This is a genomic window from Pseudoalteromonas sp. P1-25, from assembly GCF_001401805.1.
Lineage (GTDB): Bacteria > Pseudomonadota > Gammaproteobacteria > Enterobacterales > Alteromonadaceae > Pseudoalteromonas.
Map to the genome: position 1 here is coordinate 1 of NZ_LKDW01000051.1, position 14353 is coordinate 14353.

Sequence of the window (14353 nt, forward strand, 5' to 3'; positions counted from 1 at the left end):
ACCAACTTATAATCTTAAAGTACAAAACGGAAGTAAACTTCCGGTTTCTAACCCAATATTGCTATATTTCGGAAGCAAACTTCCGTTTACAGGAATTCAAAGGTAGTTATCGGAAATATACTTCTGTTTTTTGAAAGCGTTAACCTAGATAGCTATATGAGCCATTTTTCGGGGCCTTATTTGAGCGATCAGCGGTCATTGAGATTGGATAAATTTTAAAAATAACCAATATAGTTTATAAATACAGCAACCCAGACGACTGAACATATCAATAGAGCAATTAGTACTGCTGCGGAGCCTAAATCTTTAGCGAGACCAGACAATGGATGAATTTCTAAGCCAACTCTGTCTATTGTTGCTTCTATTGCTGTATTAACAATCTCTGCGAATATCACAAATAAAACAGAGATTAGGAGCATGACCTTTTCGTAAATACCTATCTGCCAAATAGAAATAATAGTTAGCGATAAAGCAAGTAATAAAAGCTCTTGTTTAAAAGCAGCTTCATTTTTGGCAAGCCATTTAAATGCACGCTGTGAATTTTTAAAAGCTAAAAATACTCGATTAATACCTGACGGCTTATTTACATTATCAAACTGCATTGGGAATTCCCTCATTGTAGGCTTCGGCCTTACAGGCGTTAAAAATATCGTATATAGGTTGGTATTGGTTGCTATTTACATGAGTTAATCCAAGCAAAGTGTCAAAAATATTGTCGTGTGAAAATGTTTTTGAGTGTTGCAACTCAACACAGCGATTGAATTCAGAGTCAGTAAGCTTATTACTCCAAAAAATCATTGGGATATGAGTTTGCTCGGTTGGTGCTAGTGCATAAGGAAACCCATGAAGGTATAAGCCTTTTTCACCAAGTGACTCACCGTGATCTGACACATACAAGAGTGATTTTTCCGTTTCGTTACTTTCTTGTAATACTTTTATTAATTCGCTCAATACCCTGTCTGTGTATGCAATAGTGTTATCATATGTGTTTGTTAGCTCTGTTGTAGTACAGTTCTGAATATCGCTTCGATCGCAGTCAGGTTTAAACAAACTTGCGTGTTCAGGGTAACGACGATAATAAGTTGGCCCATGTGAACCTATCATATGTAGAATAATCAATTTATGCTTAACGTTACTTTTAGCTATTCTGTCTTTGAATTTCGAGACTAATATTTCATCAAAACAGTAATCACCGTCACAGAGCGAGTGCTTTTTGTTCGGCTCAATGTTTTCTGATTTGACGCGAGCACACACTCCTTTACAGCTGCTATTATTATCAATCCATGTCACTTCAACACCACTACGCTGGATAATGTCTAGGACATTTTCTTGACTATTAGCAAGGCGCGAATCATATTCTTTGCGATTAAGCCGTGAAAACATACAGGGCACGGAGATAGCCGTTGCCGTTCCACATGATGAAACATCACTAAAATATTTCACGCCTAGCTTAGAGGTATAAGCATTCGTTGCTCTACTATAGCCTTGCAGTGAAAAGTTAGCAGCCCGAGCAGTTTCTCCTACAACCATTACTGTTAGCGAGGTGGTCGTTTTATTTTCTAAAGCTGGTAAATTATCAAGTACCTTAAAAGGTAGGGGGGGGTAAAAGTAATTATCTCTCAAATATTTATAACCCGCTGTATAAAAAGCAAACGGGGTGATATAGCTTGTAAGCTGTCGGTTATTACGCCCTACAGAAGCGTACTCTTTATAAAAGGTTGCTGCTATTAAAGCACAACAAAGCAAAGCAAATAGATTTAGCTTCACAAAGCTCTTTAAACGTACTCTAAAACTACCAATAATTATGAACTTGGAAAATAAGTAAGTAGGTACAATTCCTAATAAAACTACAAATATTACAAGCTGAAAATTTAAATATGAAAATGCTTCACCTGAGTTTGTCTCAACAATATTTTGTAACATGCTTTTGTCAAAAATAACGCCATAATTAAGTGTTGAATAAAACAATAATGAGCAAAGTAAAACGCTAAATAAAAGTACGGGTTTAACAAAAGTAACTAAGGACAACCAACTCAAAACTAAAATAGTCAATGAGAAAAGCATTAAAGGAATAGACGTGATAAAAAGCCAATTTATATGGCCTGGCTGTGTTGCAGCAATAAAGGTGTTGTATAAAAACAAGCCATTAAATACGATAACAATATACATCGAAACTAAGAAAACGAAATGACTATAACTTACATGCCAAGACGAAATGTTAAAAATTTTAAAAGCATTTTTCATAATTATTCCTTATCGCTATTTTTATCAGCTAAACGATAAAGCTGCTCTGTGTAAGCTAAGTTGCTAAATAACACATGAGCGAGTGCTTTTTCAGCTAACGTTTTATCTGCGTTTTCCGGTTTATTTCTTTTTTGTATTTTGGTTTTTTTGTTATAGCGCCAATAGCTAGTTTGTTGATTTGGCATTAGGATGACAGCGCGATCATTTTCTAGGTATGCAAAATTGTCGTAGTACTGCATCATCACGCGTTCAACTGGATAATTTTTGGTGAGATCAAAGCCCACCATTGGAGTTGCTTGTTCAATTCCTAAAAGTGACAACAAAGTAACTGGTAGGTCAATTTGACTAACAAGTCTTGAGTCGCGTTTAGCCTTCATATCGCTGTTTAAAATAACCGCAGGTATGTGAAAAGACTTTAAAGGGACGGGCTCAGAGCCAAAAACACGCACATCATGGTCTGCCACAACCAAAAATACGGTGTTTTTCCAGTACGATTGTGTTTTTGCTTTATTTATAAACTTCCCTAGTGCGTAATCTGCATACTTAATTGCAAGATCACGTTTATAGTTTTCAGGGCTATACCCTTCAGGTAGCGATACCTTACCTTGTGGGATGTCAAATGGATCGTGATTGCTCGAAGTAAATACAAGACTAAAAAATGGCACTGCCGCATTACTTAGTTTAGTCAGTTCCTTATCTGCTTGTTGGAATAAGTCCTCATCACTCGCGCCCCAAGATGAGATAAACTGAGGGTTTTCAATGTGGTTGATGTCAACAATATCGTTAAATCCGTTTCCTAGGAAAAAGCTTTTCATATTGTCAAAATGACTTTCACCGCCGTAGATAAATTGGGTAATATAACCTTGTTGACTCAATACATCAGCTAATGAAAAAAAGTTATGCTGGGATTTAGATAGTTTAACTACCGAGCGAGATGGAGATGGCATAAAGCCAGTGGTAATTGCTTCAATACCTCTCACGGAGCGCGTTCCCGTAGCATAAAGGTTGTCAAACCCCCACCCTTGTTGATATAGCTCATCAAGTTCAGGAGTTATACCTAACCCACCAAGTTGTCCAACAAATCGGGCACCTAAACTTTCCTCAAGTATAATTACTAAGTTTTTTTTAACTCCAGAAACAAAAGGTTTGTTGTGTGCCAAGGTCGGAATATTTCCGGTGACAAACTGCTTACGATAAGAAGCCTTTTTGACTATATCTATAACTTGCTGATGAGGCATTGTGCCATACAAATTGCTAGCACTTTTTTCGTTACCCATGTTTTTCAGCGCAAACGCAACACTGTAAGTGGAGTTAAGAACAAGTGAATTTACTAGTGAATCTTGAGAAAAATAGACTAATGCAGGGTTAAGTGGCCGGTGGCTCAATGTACCTCTGGCAGCAAGGAAACAAAGTATTAAAACACCCATAAGAATAGATAAATTAGCTACTTTTTTCAGTGGCTGTACTTGTGGTTTTGTGAATGCTCTATATAAAAGGCGATAGCTGTAAATACTTGTTATTGTCGCCACAAGTAATGTACTTAGCATTGCTAAAAGGTGACCATGAATTAGCATCGAGAATACTTCTTGTGGGTAATCAAGATATTCAATATATAACCGGTTAGGCCTTACATCATATTGAGTGATGAATGCAGCTGTTGATGTTTCTAAAATAACAACAACAGTCGCAATAATGCTACCGTAAAGCGAAAACATGCGCTGGAATAGCTTTGTTTTAGAGCGTGCAATTACATGCAGCATCAATATCAGCACTCCAATAGTTGCTAAGTATCCAACGCTACTTAAGTCTATTTTGATAGCACCTGAAATGACTGGCCAAATATCACCATCATTTAATCTTGAATGTTGCCATATCAATAGCCCAATTCGGGAAGTTATAAAGATTGATAACAATATAAGTGTAAAACGTAACAAGGGTTTTAAAACGGAAGTATTTGCTGACATAGTTGTACTCGTCTTTAAAAATTGCAGCAATACTAAAAATCGAAACTTAAGAAATCCTGATGATAAACTTAATAATGGCTATACTATAAAAACTTAAGGAAGCCTTAAGTAAAACTTAAGTTATATAGCGTAACCTAGTGATTAAGATGTATTTTCAGGTGAACGAATAGAACATGAAGTTATTAATAATTGAAGATTCAGGGTCACTGCGACGTAGTTTACGGGTTGGCTTAACAAATTTGGGCTTTGCGGTGGATGAAACCGGTGATGGCTCACAAGGGTTGAGTATGGCAATGACAGGTGAATATGAGCTTGTAATACTTGATATTATGCTACCTAGTATCGATGGCATCACTGTACTGCAAACCATAAGAACAAAACAGCTTGATACTAAAGTTTTAATTTTATCCGCAAAGCAAGAACCTGAAGACCGCGTTTTAGGGCTTCTAACCGGAGCGGATGATTACCTCACTAAACCTTTTTCATTTGATGAACTTCACGCTCGACTCTTAAATTTAATGCGTCGTGGTGGACTAAAAATGGTCAGTGATATTATAGTTATTGATAATTTAGCCCTGAATTTACAGTTAAAACTGCTAAAAGTTTCTGACAACGTTATTGATTTAACACCCAACGAGTACAAAATTGTCGAATGTTTATTTAGCAATCAAAATAAAGTGTTTAGTGCGGAAAAGCTAAGTACCTATCTTGCAGGACAGTATGATTTAATATCGAAAAACTCGATTGAAGCCCATTTATCATCTGCTCGTAAAAAAGTAAGAGTTGCAGGGGGAGAGCTACCAATTCAAACCAAACGTGGCTTTGGTTATATTGTGCAAGGGCAATGATGAAATCTATTCGCAGTAAACTAGTAATTACTCTCTCAGTAACTATAACAGGGTTAGTTTTATGCATATTGTTGGCCACTGATATTGCTGTTGATAGCTGGATAGACAATGAGTTTGATCGCAGCCTGCAATCTAAAGCAGGTATGTTAAAGACCTTAGTAAATAAGACCGATAATGGTTATTCCTATAATTTTTCCAGTGAGTTTATGCCTGAGTTCGCAGGAGAAGTTGAGCCCGAATACTTTCAAATATGGAACAAAGAAGGTACCTCCATCCGCTCAAAAAGTTTAGATTTATTTGAGGTTAAAAACCTACCATTTGAAAACTTGGAAATTGGCGAATCAAAAATACGACCTATTCAACTACCTGATGGTCGAGATGGCCGAATTTTTTACAGTCGTTTTATACCACAAGTAAAAGATAATGCATCAGTTGACACCTCTAAAAAGACAGACGGTGAGTCAATGATTTTAGCTTATACAGCATCCTCTGAGGAAGTTGATTTTGTACTTTGGTTGATTGACGTTATTTTTATAGTCACGACGATTACAGTTATTGTATTTATTCGATTGTTTGTCAGAAAGGCCATAGATACATCACTTGCGCCATTGGTACAATTAAATAAGGATATCAGTCAGTTAAGCATTATCAGTGAAGGCTCAGAGATATTTATAAAAGAGCCAGTTAAAGAGCTCTTGCCAATTGTTGAAAGTTTAAATGCCTTTATTAAAGAGAACAGGCAACTTTACCTAAGAGAGAAGCGCCTCACATCAGATATTGCCCATGAAATAAAAACGCCCATTGCCGAACTAATTAATATGGCAGAAGTCTCCATACGGTTTCCAAATGAAAAAGAGCTCAATGATGACTTTAAGCCTGAAGCTTTGAAGATAAGCCTGAGACTTAAAAATATAGTCTCAAATTTATTGCTATTACATAAATACGGGGGAGGTAAGCTGAACAAGCGAGATGCCTGTGATTTAAATCAAGTTATTAGCAGAATACTGGAAACCCATGATTTATCACGTGTAAATTTGCAGTTGGATGAAAATGCACCAGCAATTATGAGCAACTTGTTTGCCCTTGAATCAATTTTTAGCAATTTAGTTAACAACGCGAAACAATACAGTCCACTCGATTCAAAAATTTTAGTCTCCACGAGAGTTGTAAGGGATAAAAACTTAATATTATCAGTTACTAATTCCCTTAATGAACCTTTGAATGATAGCGATATAGACCAATTATTTGACCCATTATGGCAAAAAGACACTTCAAGAACATCGATTGATAACTTTGGATTAGGGCTATCAATCGCTAAGACGCTTAGTAAAGCAATTGATGCGCAATTAAGCGCGAAAGTTAGTGACAAAAAAATTACATTTTCTTTAGCCTTAACTACGGATTAGCTTATTCACTAACTACATAGAAATAAAGGCTGGGGTGTACAATTATGTGAAGAGGCTCCTATATACTTAATTTTCTGGCAGCTATAAAACAATCAACACCTTTTCTGCGGCTTAGCTGGGTGTTGTTATCACTGTCCGCTCATGGAATAAATGCGTCTGTTCGATTTGATTGACTTTATTTGTTCAAATCTGACAGTTTTGGTTAGATCTTATTAAATGAATACATTACGCGCTTATCTTGTTAAGCAAAAATGCTAACTAAATCACTGTTAAAAGAAAGTCCGCTTAAGCTATTTTCATTAACCAGAGATTTAAACGCAGCATTACAATAAAGTGCTGTCCCACCTTGCATGCATGATTTAAAAACAAGATTTTTGTCTGATTTAAATGATAAGGATTTGAGGCCATCCTCAATACCATTCAGGTAAGCCTTTTCAGTAAGAGATTCGTCTTCTTCTTCGAAAACGAGTGGATTAAATAAAATTAGCTCTTTATCACACCTAAGCGGTATAAACTCCCCGTATACTTGCAGATAGTTCCCTAGGGCAATATACGCTTTTTGGTTCAAAACAAGGTAATTCGTAAATAAGTTTACGTCGTAGGCTTGCTTTAAAGCTTCTTTTTCAACCTTGCAGCTAAATCCGTTTTTGACTATATCCGTTATTCTAGTTTTGCCGCTTGGAAAGCCAATCTTGGCTAATATTACTGCTTCTTTATAACTGAGGTTATTTTCTTCGGCAATTTGGTCTGCCATCGATACGATATCTAGGTCAATTATATCGTATGTTCTATCTGGTTTGTGTAATTTATAAATATCGAGTTCCTTTCCCATAAGTAATCCTTTGTGAAGTAATATTTGTGCTTATTAAAGATTAATGAAGCCAGAATATCAACTCCTTCGGCAACGCAAACAGAATCTTATTGAATATTAGCCAAATTTTATTAGGCTGGATTACTAAGGGAGTGCGCGTTAGTTATACCTGTACTCTATTCATTTATTAGCTTTTACTGTATTCATTTATTAGCTTTTACTGTATTCATTTATTAGCTTTTAATGTATTCATTTATTAGCTTTTAATGTAGAACTAGCAATATTTACATAATACAGATTCTCATCTTTGCCTACCAAAGCCCCTAGGTATCTACCGTAATGTAGAGCTCATGACCTTTAAAAGTAAAATAGACAGATTAGAAGGCGATAATCGCCTTATTTATCTTCCATAATATCTTTAAGTGCAATGCGCTTTAGCTTAGTACCATCGCGATACCCTTTTACTAACAATTCATCTAATACAGCGCCAGTGTAGAAGGTATAGCCATTTTCTTCATCAACGGGAAGCTCGTATACAGAGCCTGATATTTGAGGCCAAATCCAATAATTCCCACAGGGTGATAAGTGAGGTAGAACCATTGAACCTGAGCTTACTCTCCATTCATCATCATTTTTCCACGAACAAAACAACACATAGCAGGGTTTGCTATCAATAGTTTGAAACGTTAAAACAACCCACCCTTCTGGCTTGTGTTTCATATGTCACTCCATCTTGTTTACAAAAAAATTTAAGCCTCCATTAACCTTAACTTAATAAACAAGAACACCCCCTCTTTTTTCTTAAAAAACACAAAAAATAAAAATGCTTAAATTAACCTAGAATTAATATCGCTGGCATTTTATGAATTTTAAAACCCAAATCAAAGACACTTAAAGAAGATAGCGAGAGGTCTGACCAGTTTAACCTTCTCTATTTCTGTAATATCTGCAATCATAGTGACTGCCTTTTGAAAAGCATCAACCTTGCTGGGGGCTAGGTGTGAAATTTTAAATTTAAGCTTTTAGGAGCAGCACTGAATACTAATTTCACTTTGGGTGTTTTACTTGAACATAACAACGTCATGTTAAACACAAACATAAAATCGGTTTGGATAAGGTAAAAACAACTCGAGAAACCTTCACAGTACTTTAAAGATAAATTTTTTTTGAGAATAAATAATTTGCTCGTAGAAAAAACATTGAACTTAACTTTTGAATTTTAAAGTGAGATTAACCCTTGAAAATAAAACAAAATTTTCAGTGGCTCCAAGGATTGATAAGCCTAATTATGACGAAAGGAATAATGTAAAAATGCTTACCAAGAACAACTATTCTAAAGATAAACCTTTTAATTTATCACCCATTATCTATAGTGTAAAGACATTTATTTTTTGGGAGGTGAAATTATGACCGTTACAAAGACGAACGCTAACGTTCACAGAGGTCGATTTGTTATACGATTTTACTCCCATAAAAATCAGTGCGCACTTAATCCCGAGTCATTTCAGGAGCTGATCCTGGCTTTTAAACTGGAATGTGACCCTAATGTGAAGCTGTTTGCCACCCAGCCTGAGCAAATAGAAGTGACTATAGACAAAAAAGTTTACCGCTATACACCCGACTTCTTAGTCCTATATCATTCTGGCTTCGCTGAATATATTGAAGTTCATCATGAGTCTCAGGTTGATAAAGAGTATCACTCGAAAATTCATCTTTTTAATGAGTACACCCGAAAAAAAGCACAAATAGGTTTACGGTTAATCATCGTCGATAAGCTCAATACTATCTTTATGGCGAACCTTAATCTGATAACAATGTATTACTCGGAGCATTCATTCCCATTAACAATGCTGCCTGATGGAGATTTAACCTTTGGTGAACTCATCGAATGCTTGGAGGGTATAGCTAAAAACCCAGTGGCAGAGGCTTATGGACTAATTGCATCAAATGTATATAAATTCGATATGGAGAAGCCGTTAAACGCCTCTACTACATTGATGCGAGGTCACCTCAAATGATCGGATATGCTACGGGTACTGACTTGACTAATAAGTACGGTAACGTTGAATCTATTGCGTTTGTTGACAGTACATCAATACTCCTTTCCGGTGATGGTATAGAGACTAAGAAGCGCCTATTAACTCGAGACGACTTTGAGAAATCAATTGATGATCAAGGCTTTATATTAAGAAGGGCACAGCATCCACATATTGAACTAACAGAATATCAAAAGTTAACGGTTACCTCACGAATGATTTATCAATCTATCTTGAAAGAACTGGTTAGTGAAGGATACCCTGCTACAACCAAGAAGACATATGATGAGCTCATCAAACGAGTCGAGAGCCAACATCCTGCAACTATTGCCACAAAACACCCGCAATGGAAAACGGTATGTCGCCATTGGCGCGCATGGGTTCAATCAGATTTTAATGATGAGGCGCTTGCGGGAGTGAAGCGTAATAGGCCTATACGGCTAAATGCGGCCACTGAGGCTTTCATACAGCACTACATCGCTACCGTCTATTCGTGTAATAACTCTGCTTTCAAAGGCGCATATTACAGTAACTATAAACGAGAAGCGCAAGAAGCTAGCTTGAAAAATAATGAGATTCAAATCGCATCACAACGCACCTTTTACCGCCGGTTACAAGAGCTTACTGATGCCGAAAAACTTGCTAATTTTAAAGGTCTTTCACAAGCGGAAATCAATAAGCGACTAACAACGCTACGTAAACGAATAAAAACCTATTACGCAATGCAACGCGTTGAATGCGACCGTGTTGTGCTAAATATGTGTTTAATTGATGATAAAACAGGTCTACCGACACCGCCTATTTCTTTGTATGTAGCAATAGACGTTTACACACGCGCACCTATCTCTGTGGTGCTTAGCTTTGAACCTGAAAACTCTGCCGGTGGGCTTAACCTTTTACGTCAAATATTTATGGCGGATAGTAATCTTACAATGAATGGACGTAAACCGACTACATTGATTATGGATAATGGCCCAGGGTTTAATAATCGTTTGATAAAAAAGGCTGCGGAGCGACTTGAGTTAAATATTCATTATACACCATCAAATCAACCTGCTAAGAAGCCATTCATTGAGTCATTTTTTAACGTATTAAGAGATCACTTTTTTTCAGGTATGAAGATTGAAACGCAAAGTGGTGAGACGAGTATTGGATTTCAAAGTTATTCAGGAAAACGTACTAACCCGAACTCACTCGACACAATTCCATTAGCTAAACGTGCGGATATAAAGGTATCTGATTTTACAAAGCTACTGAATATATTTTTGACAGAATACATGCACAAACACCATAAACAGGCTGGCCATACGCCTATCAAAAAATGGAATCAGTCCATTATTGATACGCCTATGCCTTCATTCACATATGATCAGCTACAACATTGCTTCCACGTGTCCAGAGCCCAGGCCTCACATAAATTACAGCAACGTGGAACTATCAGATGTTTAGGTCAAGATTATTACAGTGATGAGCTAAAACAACTATACGCGGCTACTAAAACAGACATGGAGCTGGGTGAAAACCCCTCTGTTTATGTGTTTCATGACGACCTAGATGCCAGAAAAGTAACAGTTCAAGCAACACTGCCTGGCGAGAACAATCCTGTGGAAATAGTGGCTGATAATATTGACCATCATGATACTAAACTACCAGTCAGCTTTGCTGAACTAAATGGTAATCAAACTCTGACCCAACTCGGAATATATACAGAAACTTTCTCCCATACTCCTACTGGTCACTATGTCGGTGAAATAACTGAATTCGTAAAGCAAAAGCCCAAACGCAAACAGCACAGAGGCCCAAAGGTAGCGTCTTTCAATAAAAATACGAAAGAGAACTTATCCATTGTAGAGCGAATAAAAAAATCTCATAAAGTGAATGAACTTAAATCACAGATATCGCACTCAGGTGAACAAGATACCTACGCAGATACGATAGTGAGCAAAACCAGAGAAATGGCCTCTACCCGTTATAATGATGATGAAGGAAATGAAAAACAATGGTAACTATGCCCAGTACAATTTTCGCATGTGACATACAAATGAAGATATGGCAGAGGATAGCGGAAATCCACAATATGTATCACGTACCTTCAGAGGATAAACGAGCTCAACTTATTTATGGTGCCTCGGGTGCTGGCAAGACGTATATATTAAAGCAGTATCACGCTCAGTTTTTACCTGTTACTAAGCCAGAAAAAACGACAAAACCAATCTTTTATGTCGCTTTTAAGGAGTTTAAAAAAAGTACTGCAGAGATAACTCGATTTTTAATTTCAGAGCTAGAGGGAACAACACAAAATTCTCGCACTACTGCAGCTGAATTGGATGCCCAACTTATCTCACTTCTCAAAGACCTAGAAGTGGAGCTAATCATTCTTGATGAAATTCAGAATATTGCCTCAAGTTATGATGGGATAGAGTTTCAACGAATTATTAAATATTTTTGCTATCTGATCGATAGCAACAAGATCCGTTGTTCGATTATTTTCGCCGGTACAAGCAGTGCTAAGCGCCTTATTACATTTGGTAGAACCGCCGGTAAATTTGACGATGACGAGCAGATGTCTCGTCGACAAATGCGCCCCATTGAAATTAAGCCAATCCTTCCTAAAACGAAAAACTGGATTGCCTGTTGTAATTGGTTCATTCAACAAGTTGGGTTGCCAAATTTAACAAAGGATGAGCACAGTGAGCTACTTGATCGTATTTACCTTGCGTACAGTGAGCACACCATGAGTACAATGCGCGATTTATTTTTACGTAATAACACACGAAATGCAAAAAACTATGATCAGCTTATAGAAGCCTTATTTGAAAACTTTGAGAAATATGCAATTGGGGCTGTCAATCCATTTGATTATGAACTTTTAACAAAAAAACAATTAGATGCATATCTAAATGAGCAAGATAAAAACCTTAGAAGTCAGTTCTATTCGGGGTTATGCTAATGCGTTTCCCAATAAAACCCTCTTACTATGAAGCGGAGTCAGGTATTGGTTATGTACTTCGTTTACTTAAAAGAAATGGCATACAATCAGAATCTCGCGTACTCAATAAGGCTATGCTAACCAGTATCATCAAAGGTAGATCAACAAAGAACGAACTCCTTGATCACCTTATTCCTATAACTCGCACTTTATCATCATTAAAGATAAAGTGCTGGACACATGCGAGATTGCTAACGCCACAAGTTTGTCCAGATTGTGTTAACCAATATGGGTATTTTAGGGCCCAGTGGCAAAATCCATTTTTACGACACTGTATTATTCATGAGTGTGCCCTCTTATCCGAATGCCCTCATTGCAATTCACCGCTGCAATTTACCATTAATCTTCTAAATGGCCGCTGCACATCACCTTTGTGCGGCTTACGCTTAACGCATATGCCATTGAATAATCAATTAAAATCACCTGAACAAGTCCACGATGCATACCTCATAGCTAAAGTGATAGTTGACGATAGTAATACACGAACGAGTTTCCCACCAAAGGAGATTACCTCCACATTATTAAATAGAGCGGCTGATATTCTTAATAACCCAGATAGTGCTAGAGTATTCTTAAGTGAAAGGGCTAAACGTGTACCAACAGATCTACCGTTGAACATTGAGTTTCACAAAATTGAAATTATTGTTCAGAATTTGCTATGTGAATGGGGGTCATTATCCACACTATATGAAATGTATAATAGCGAGTATATTCGTTCAAAAGCTCCCATAACTCAGCTTTGGTTTGAAGCTCAAACAGCCTCCTCTATAATTGGGGTAACGTTTAAACAAATCGCTCTTTTAGTCGAAGTTGGATTGATAAGAACTGATTCAAAAAAGGCCTTAAGAACAGATACTCGCGTTGAAATATCAGGTGTTTATACCTTTTTAGCCGAGTTCAGCCACAATAAAGATTACGTCCCCCTTTCTGAGCTACGTCGCTTTATGGCTCTTCATAATATCTGTATAACTGATGTACTGATAGCTGCTAAAAATAAAGAATTATCAATAGCATACAAACCTTCATTAGACTTAATGCATTCCATACACGTTTTGCCTGAAGCATTCGATACCTTTTGTAAATTACATACTCAACTTATAAGAGATAAAACGATGTCCGTTGCAAACGTAGCTGAAGTCACCGGTATACCAAAGGTAGAACTAATGAGGTTGATTAATACCGGTAAGCTCAGGCCCGTTTACATTCATGGCAATAATTCAAAACGTATACTTAATTGTGATACTTTGAAGTTGGCGAAAACGCAAAACAAACAGCTATCACTCGACATTTAGTACTTTGTAATTTCAACTTTAATTTTTAGGCCGAGACATCTTCTCGGTCTATGCTTTATTAATAACAATACCGGCAGTTCACTAAAACTAATCGACTGAATATCAATAAGTTTAACTTTCCCTTTTTTAATAAAGGTTTAGTAATTTCATCCATAACTAAACCTAAATCAAACCAAATTTGAATTAACTCAACATTACAAATGAAGCTTCGCATATCTGCATTTTAGCTTTCACTTAAATGGCTTCATTTCTCTTTATCCTAAAAATCCATTTTCTAATCGATTTACTACACTTTTACTAAGTAAATATTAGCGTATAGTGTTCGCCACTAATTTACCGAATACAGAATCTACTTAATTATGTGCTCATTAAAATCAAGTCAGAGTTCTTCAGTGGCAGAATGAGAATATGCAAGGCAGAATGAGAACTTTTTGGCTGGATGAGAATTTGTGTTGGGGCAGTTTTTAGCTATAAATAATTCTCAATTTAAGAGGCGCAGTACCCATAAATAATACAAGCTAAGTTATTGTTTTGAAATCTTATTACTTGGCTGAGATTCTCAAGTTATATGGCGCTGATCATTTTGATCAGTGCCACTTAAGTCGAGAATTCACGGCACGTTGAGAAGTTATTGATTTATTATAAAATTCGGCACTTAAATTGAGATTTATTAGCTAAATTACACTCTAAAAATAATTATGTTTTTTATTAGGTAAATTTCTTAAACAACGAGAAATCGCTTGAAAACATCTATTACAGTAAG

The 14353-nt window shown here is 36.6% G+C and carries 11 protein-coding genes; 6 read left to right on the forward strand and 5 right to left on the reverse strand.

Features of this window, described 5'->3' with window-relative positions; translation table 11 throughout:
- Positions 1–215: 215 nt before the first annotated feature.
- Genes AN393_RS18925 through AN393_RS18935 form a run of 3 tightly spaced genes read right to left on the reverse strand, consistent with a single transcriptional unit; the run spans position 216 to position 4208 of the window.
- The gene (locus AN393_RS18925) at positions 216–602 is read right to left on the reverse strand and encodes a diacylglycerol kinase (RefSeq protein ID WP_024032690.1); all 387 of its coding nucleotides are present in this window, start codon (positions 600–602) and stop codon (positions 216–218) included.
- Complete coding sequence (locus AN393_RS18930; protein WP_055018894.1) at positions 592–2244, reverse strand: phosphoethanolamine transferase; 1653 nt, start codon at positions 2242–2244, stop codon at positions 592–594. Before AN393_RS18930 ends, AN393_RS18925 begins: the two co-directional genes overlap by 11 nt.
- A gap of 2 nt (positions 2245–2246) precedes the next feature.
- Complete coding sequence (locus AN393_RS18935; protein WP_055018895.1) at positions 2247–4208, reverse strand: LTA synthase family protein; 1962 nt, start codon at positions 4206–4208, stop codon at positions 2247–2249.
- A gap of 173 nt (positions 4209–4381) precedes the next feature.
- On the opposite strand from AN393_RS18935, the gene AN393_RS18940 reads away from it, so the two are divergent.
- Positions 4382–5056: a response regulator transcription factor gene (locus AN393_RS18940; RefSeq protein WP_024032693.1), complete on the forward strand. Its 675-nt coding sequence runs from the start codon at positions 4382–4384 to the stop codon at positions 5054–5056.
- A complete protein-coding gene (locus tag AN393_RS18945) occupies positions 5056–6462 on the forward strand; it encodes a cell wall metabolism sensor histidine kinase WalK (protein ID WP_055018896.1) in 1407 nt (468 codons plus the stop codon). The genes AN393_RS18940 and AN393_RS18945 overlap by 1 nt, the downstream gene beginning before the upstream one ends.
- 241 nt (positions 6463–6703) lie before the next feature.
- On the opposite strand, the gene AN393_RS18950 is transcribed toward AN393_RS18945, so the two are convergent.
- Both AN393_RS18950 and AN393_RS18955 read right to left on the reverse strand, forming a co-directional pair.
- Positions 6704–7294 (reverse strand): hypothetical protein, encoded by a 591-nt coding sequence (locus tag AN393_RS18950; protein ID WP_055018897.1) that lies wholly within the window; start codon positions 7292–7294, stop codon positions 6704–6706.
- A 375-nt stretch (positions 7295–7669) separates the two neighbouring features.
- A complete protein-coding gene (locus tag AN393_RS18955) occupies positions 7670–7993 on the reverse strand; it encodes a hypothetical protein (protein WP_024032696.1) in 324 nt (107 codons plus the stop codon).
- A 686-nt stretch (positions 7994–8679) separates the two neighbouring features.
- On the opposite strand from AN393_RS18955, the gene AN393_RS18960 reads away from it, so the two are divergent.
- From AN393_RS18960 to AN393_RS18975, 4 genes are read left to right on the forward strand one after another with little or no spacing between them, the layout of a single operon-like run.
- A complete protein-coding gene (locus AN393_RS18960) occupies positions 8680–9291 on the forward strand; it encodes a TnsA endonuclease N-terminal domain-containing protein (RefSeq protein WP_024032698.1) in 612 nt (203 codons plus the stop codon).
- Positions 9288–11315 carry a DDE-type integrase/transposase/recombinase gene (locus tag AN393_RS18965; protein ID WP_055018898.1) on the forward strand — a complete coding sequence of 676 codons (2028 nt, stop codon included), beginning with the start codon at positions 9288–9290 and terminating at the stop codon, positions 11313–11315. The genes AN393_RS18960 and AN393_RS18965 overlap by 4 nt, the downstream gene beginning before the upstream one ends.
- The gene (locus tag AN393_RS18970; protein WP_024032700.1) at positions 11309–12259 is read left to right on the forward strand and encodes a TniB family NTP-binding protein; all 951 of its coding nucleotides are present in this window, start codon (positions 11309–11311) and stop codon (positions 12257–12259) included. Before AN393_RS18965 ends, AN393_RS18970 begins: the two co-directional genes overlap by 7 nt.
- Positions 12259–13590, forward strand: coding sequence for a TniQ family protein (locus AN393_RS18975; RefSeq protein ID WP_161804172.1), 1332 nt, complete (start codon positions 12259–12261; stop codon positions 13588–13590). The genes AN393_RS18970 and AN393_RS18975 overlap by 1 nt, the downstream gene beginning before the upstream one ends.
- Positions 13591–14353: the final 763 nt, after the last annotated feature.

Excerpts from the sequence above, each read along its gene's own strand:
- AN393_RS18965 (WP_055018898.1), top strand. The coding sequence starts at position 9,288 with ATGATCGGATATGCTACGGGTACTGACTTGACTAATAAGTACGGTAAC.
- AN393_RS18955 (WP_024032696.1), bottom strand. The coding sequence starts at position 7,993 with ATGAAACACAAGCCAGAAGGGTGGGTTGTTTTAACGTTTCAAACTATT.
- AN393_RS18935 (WP_055018895.1), bottom strand. The coding sequence starts at position 4,208 with ATGTCAGCAAATACTTCCGTTTTAAAACCCTTGTTACGTTTTACACTT.
- AN393_RS18930 (WP_055018894.1), bottom strand. The coding sequence starts at position 2,244 with ATGAAAAATGCTTTTAAAATTTTTAACATTTCGTCTTGGCATGTAAGT.
- AN393_RS18950 (WP_055018897.1), bottom strand. The coding sequence starts at position 7,294 with ATGGGAAAGGAACTCGATATTTATAAATTACACAAACCAGATAGAACA.
- AN393_RS18975 (WP_161804172.1), top strand. The coding sequence starts at position 12,259 with ATGCGTTTCCCAATAAAACCCTCTTACTATGAAGCGGAGTCAGGTATT.
- AN393_RS18940 (WP_024032693.1), top strand. The coding sequence starts at position 4,382 with ATGAAGTTATTAATAATTGAAGATTCAGGGTCACTGCGACGTAGTTTA.
- AN393_RS18960 (WP_024032698.1), top strand. The coding sequence starts at position 8,680 with ATGACCGTTACAAAGACGAACGCTAACGTTCACAGAGGTCGATTTGTT.
- AN393_RS18945 (WP_055018896.1), top strand. The coding sequence starts at position 5,056 with ATGAAATCTATTCGCAGTAAACTAGTAATTACTCTCTCAGTAACTATA.
- AN393_RS18970 (WP_024032700.1), top strand. The coding sequence starts at position 11,309 with ATGGTAACTATGCCCAGTACAATTTTCGCATGTGACATACAAATGAAG.
- AN393_RS18925 (WP_024032690.1), bottom strand. The coding sequence starts at position 602 with ATGCAGTTTGATAATGTAAATAAGCCGTCAGGTATTAATCGAGTATTT.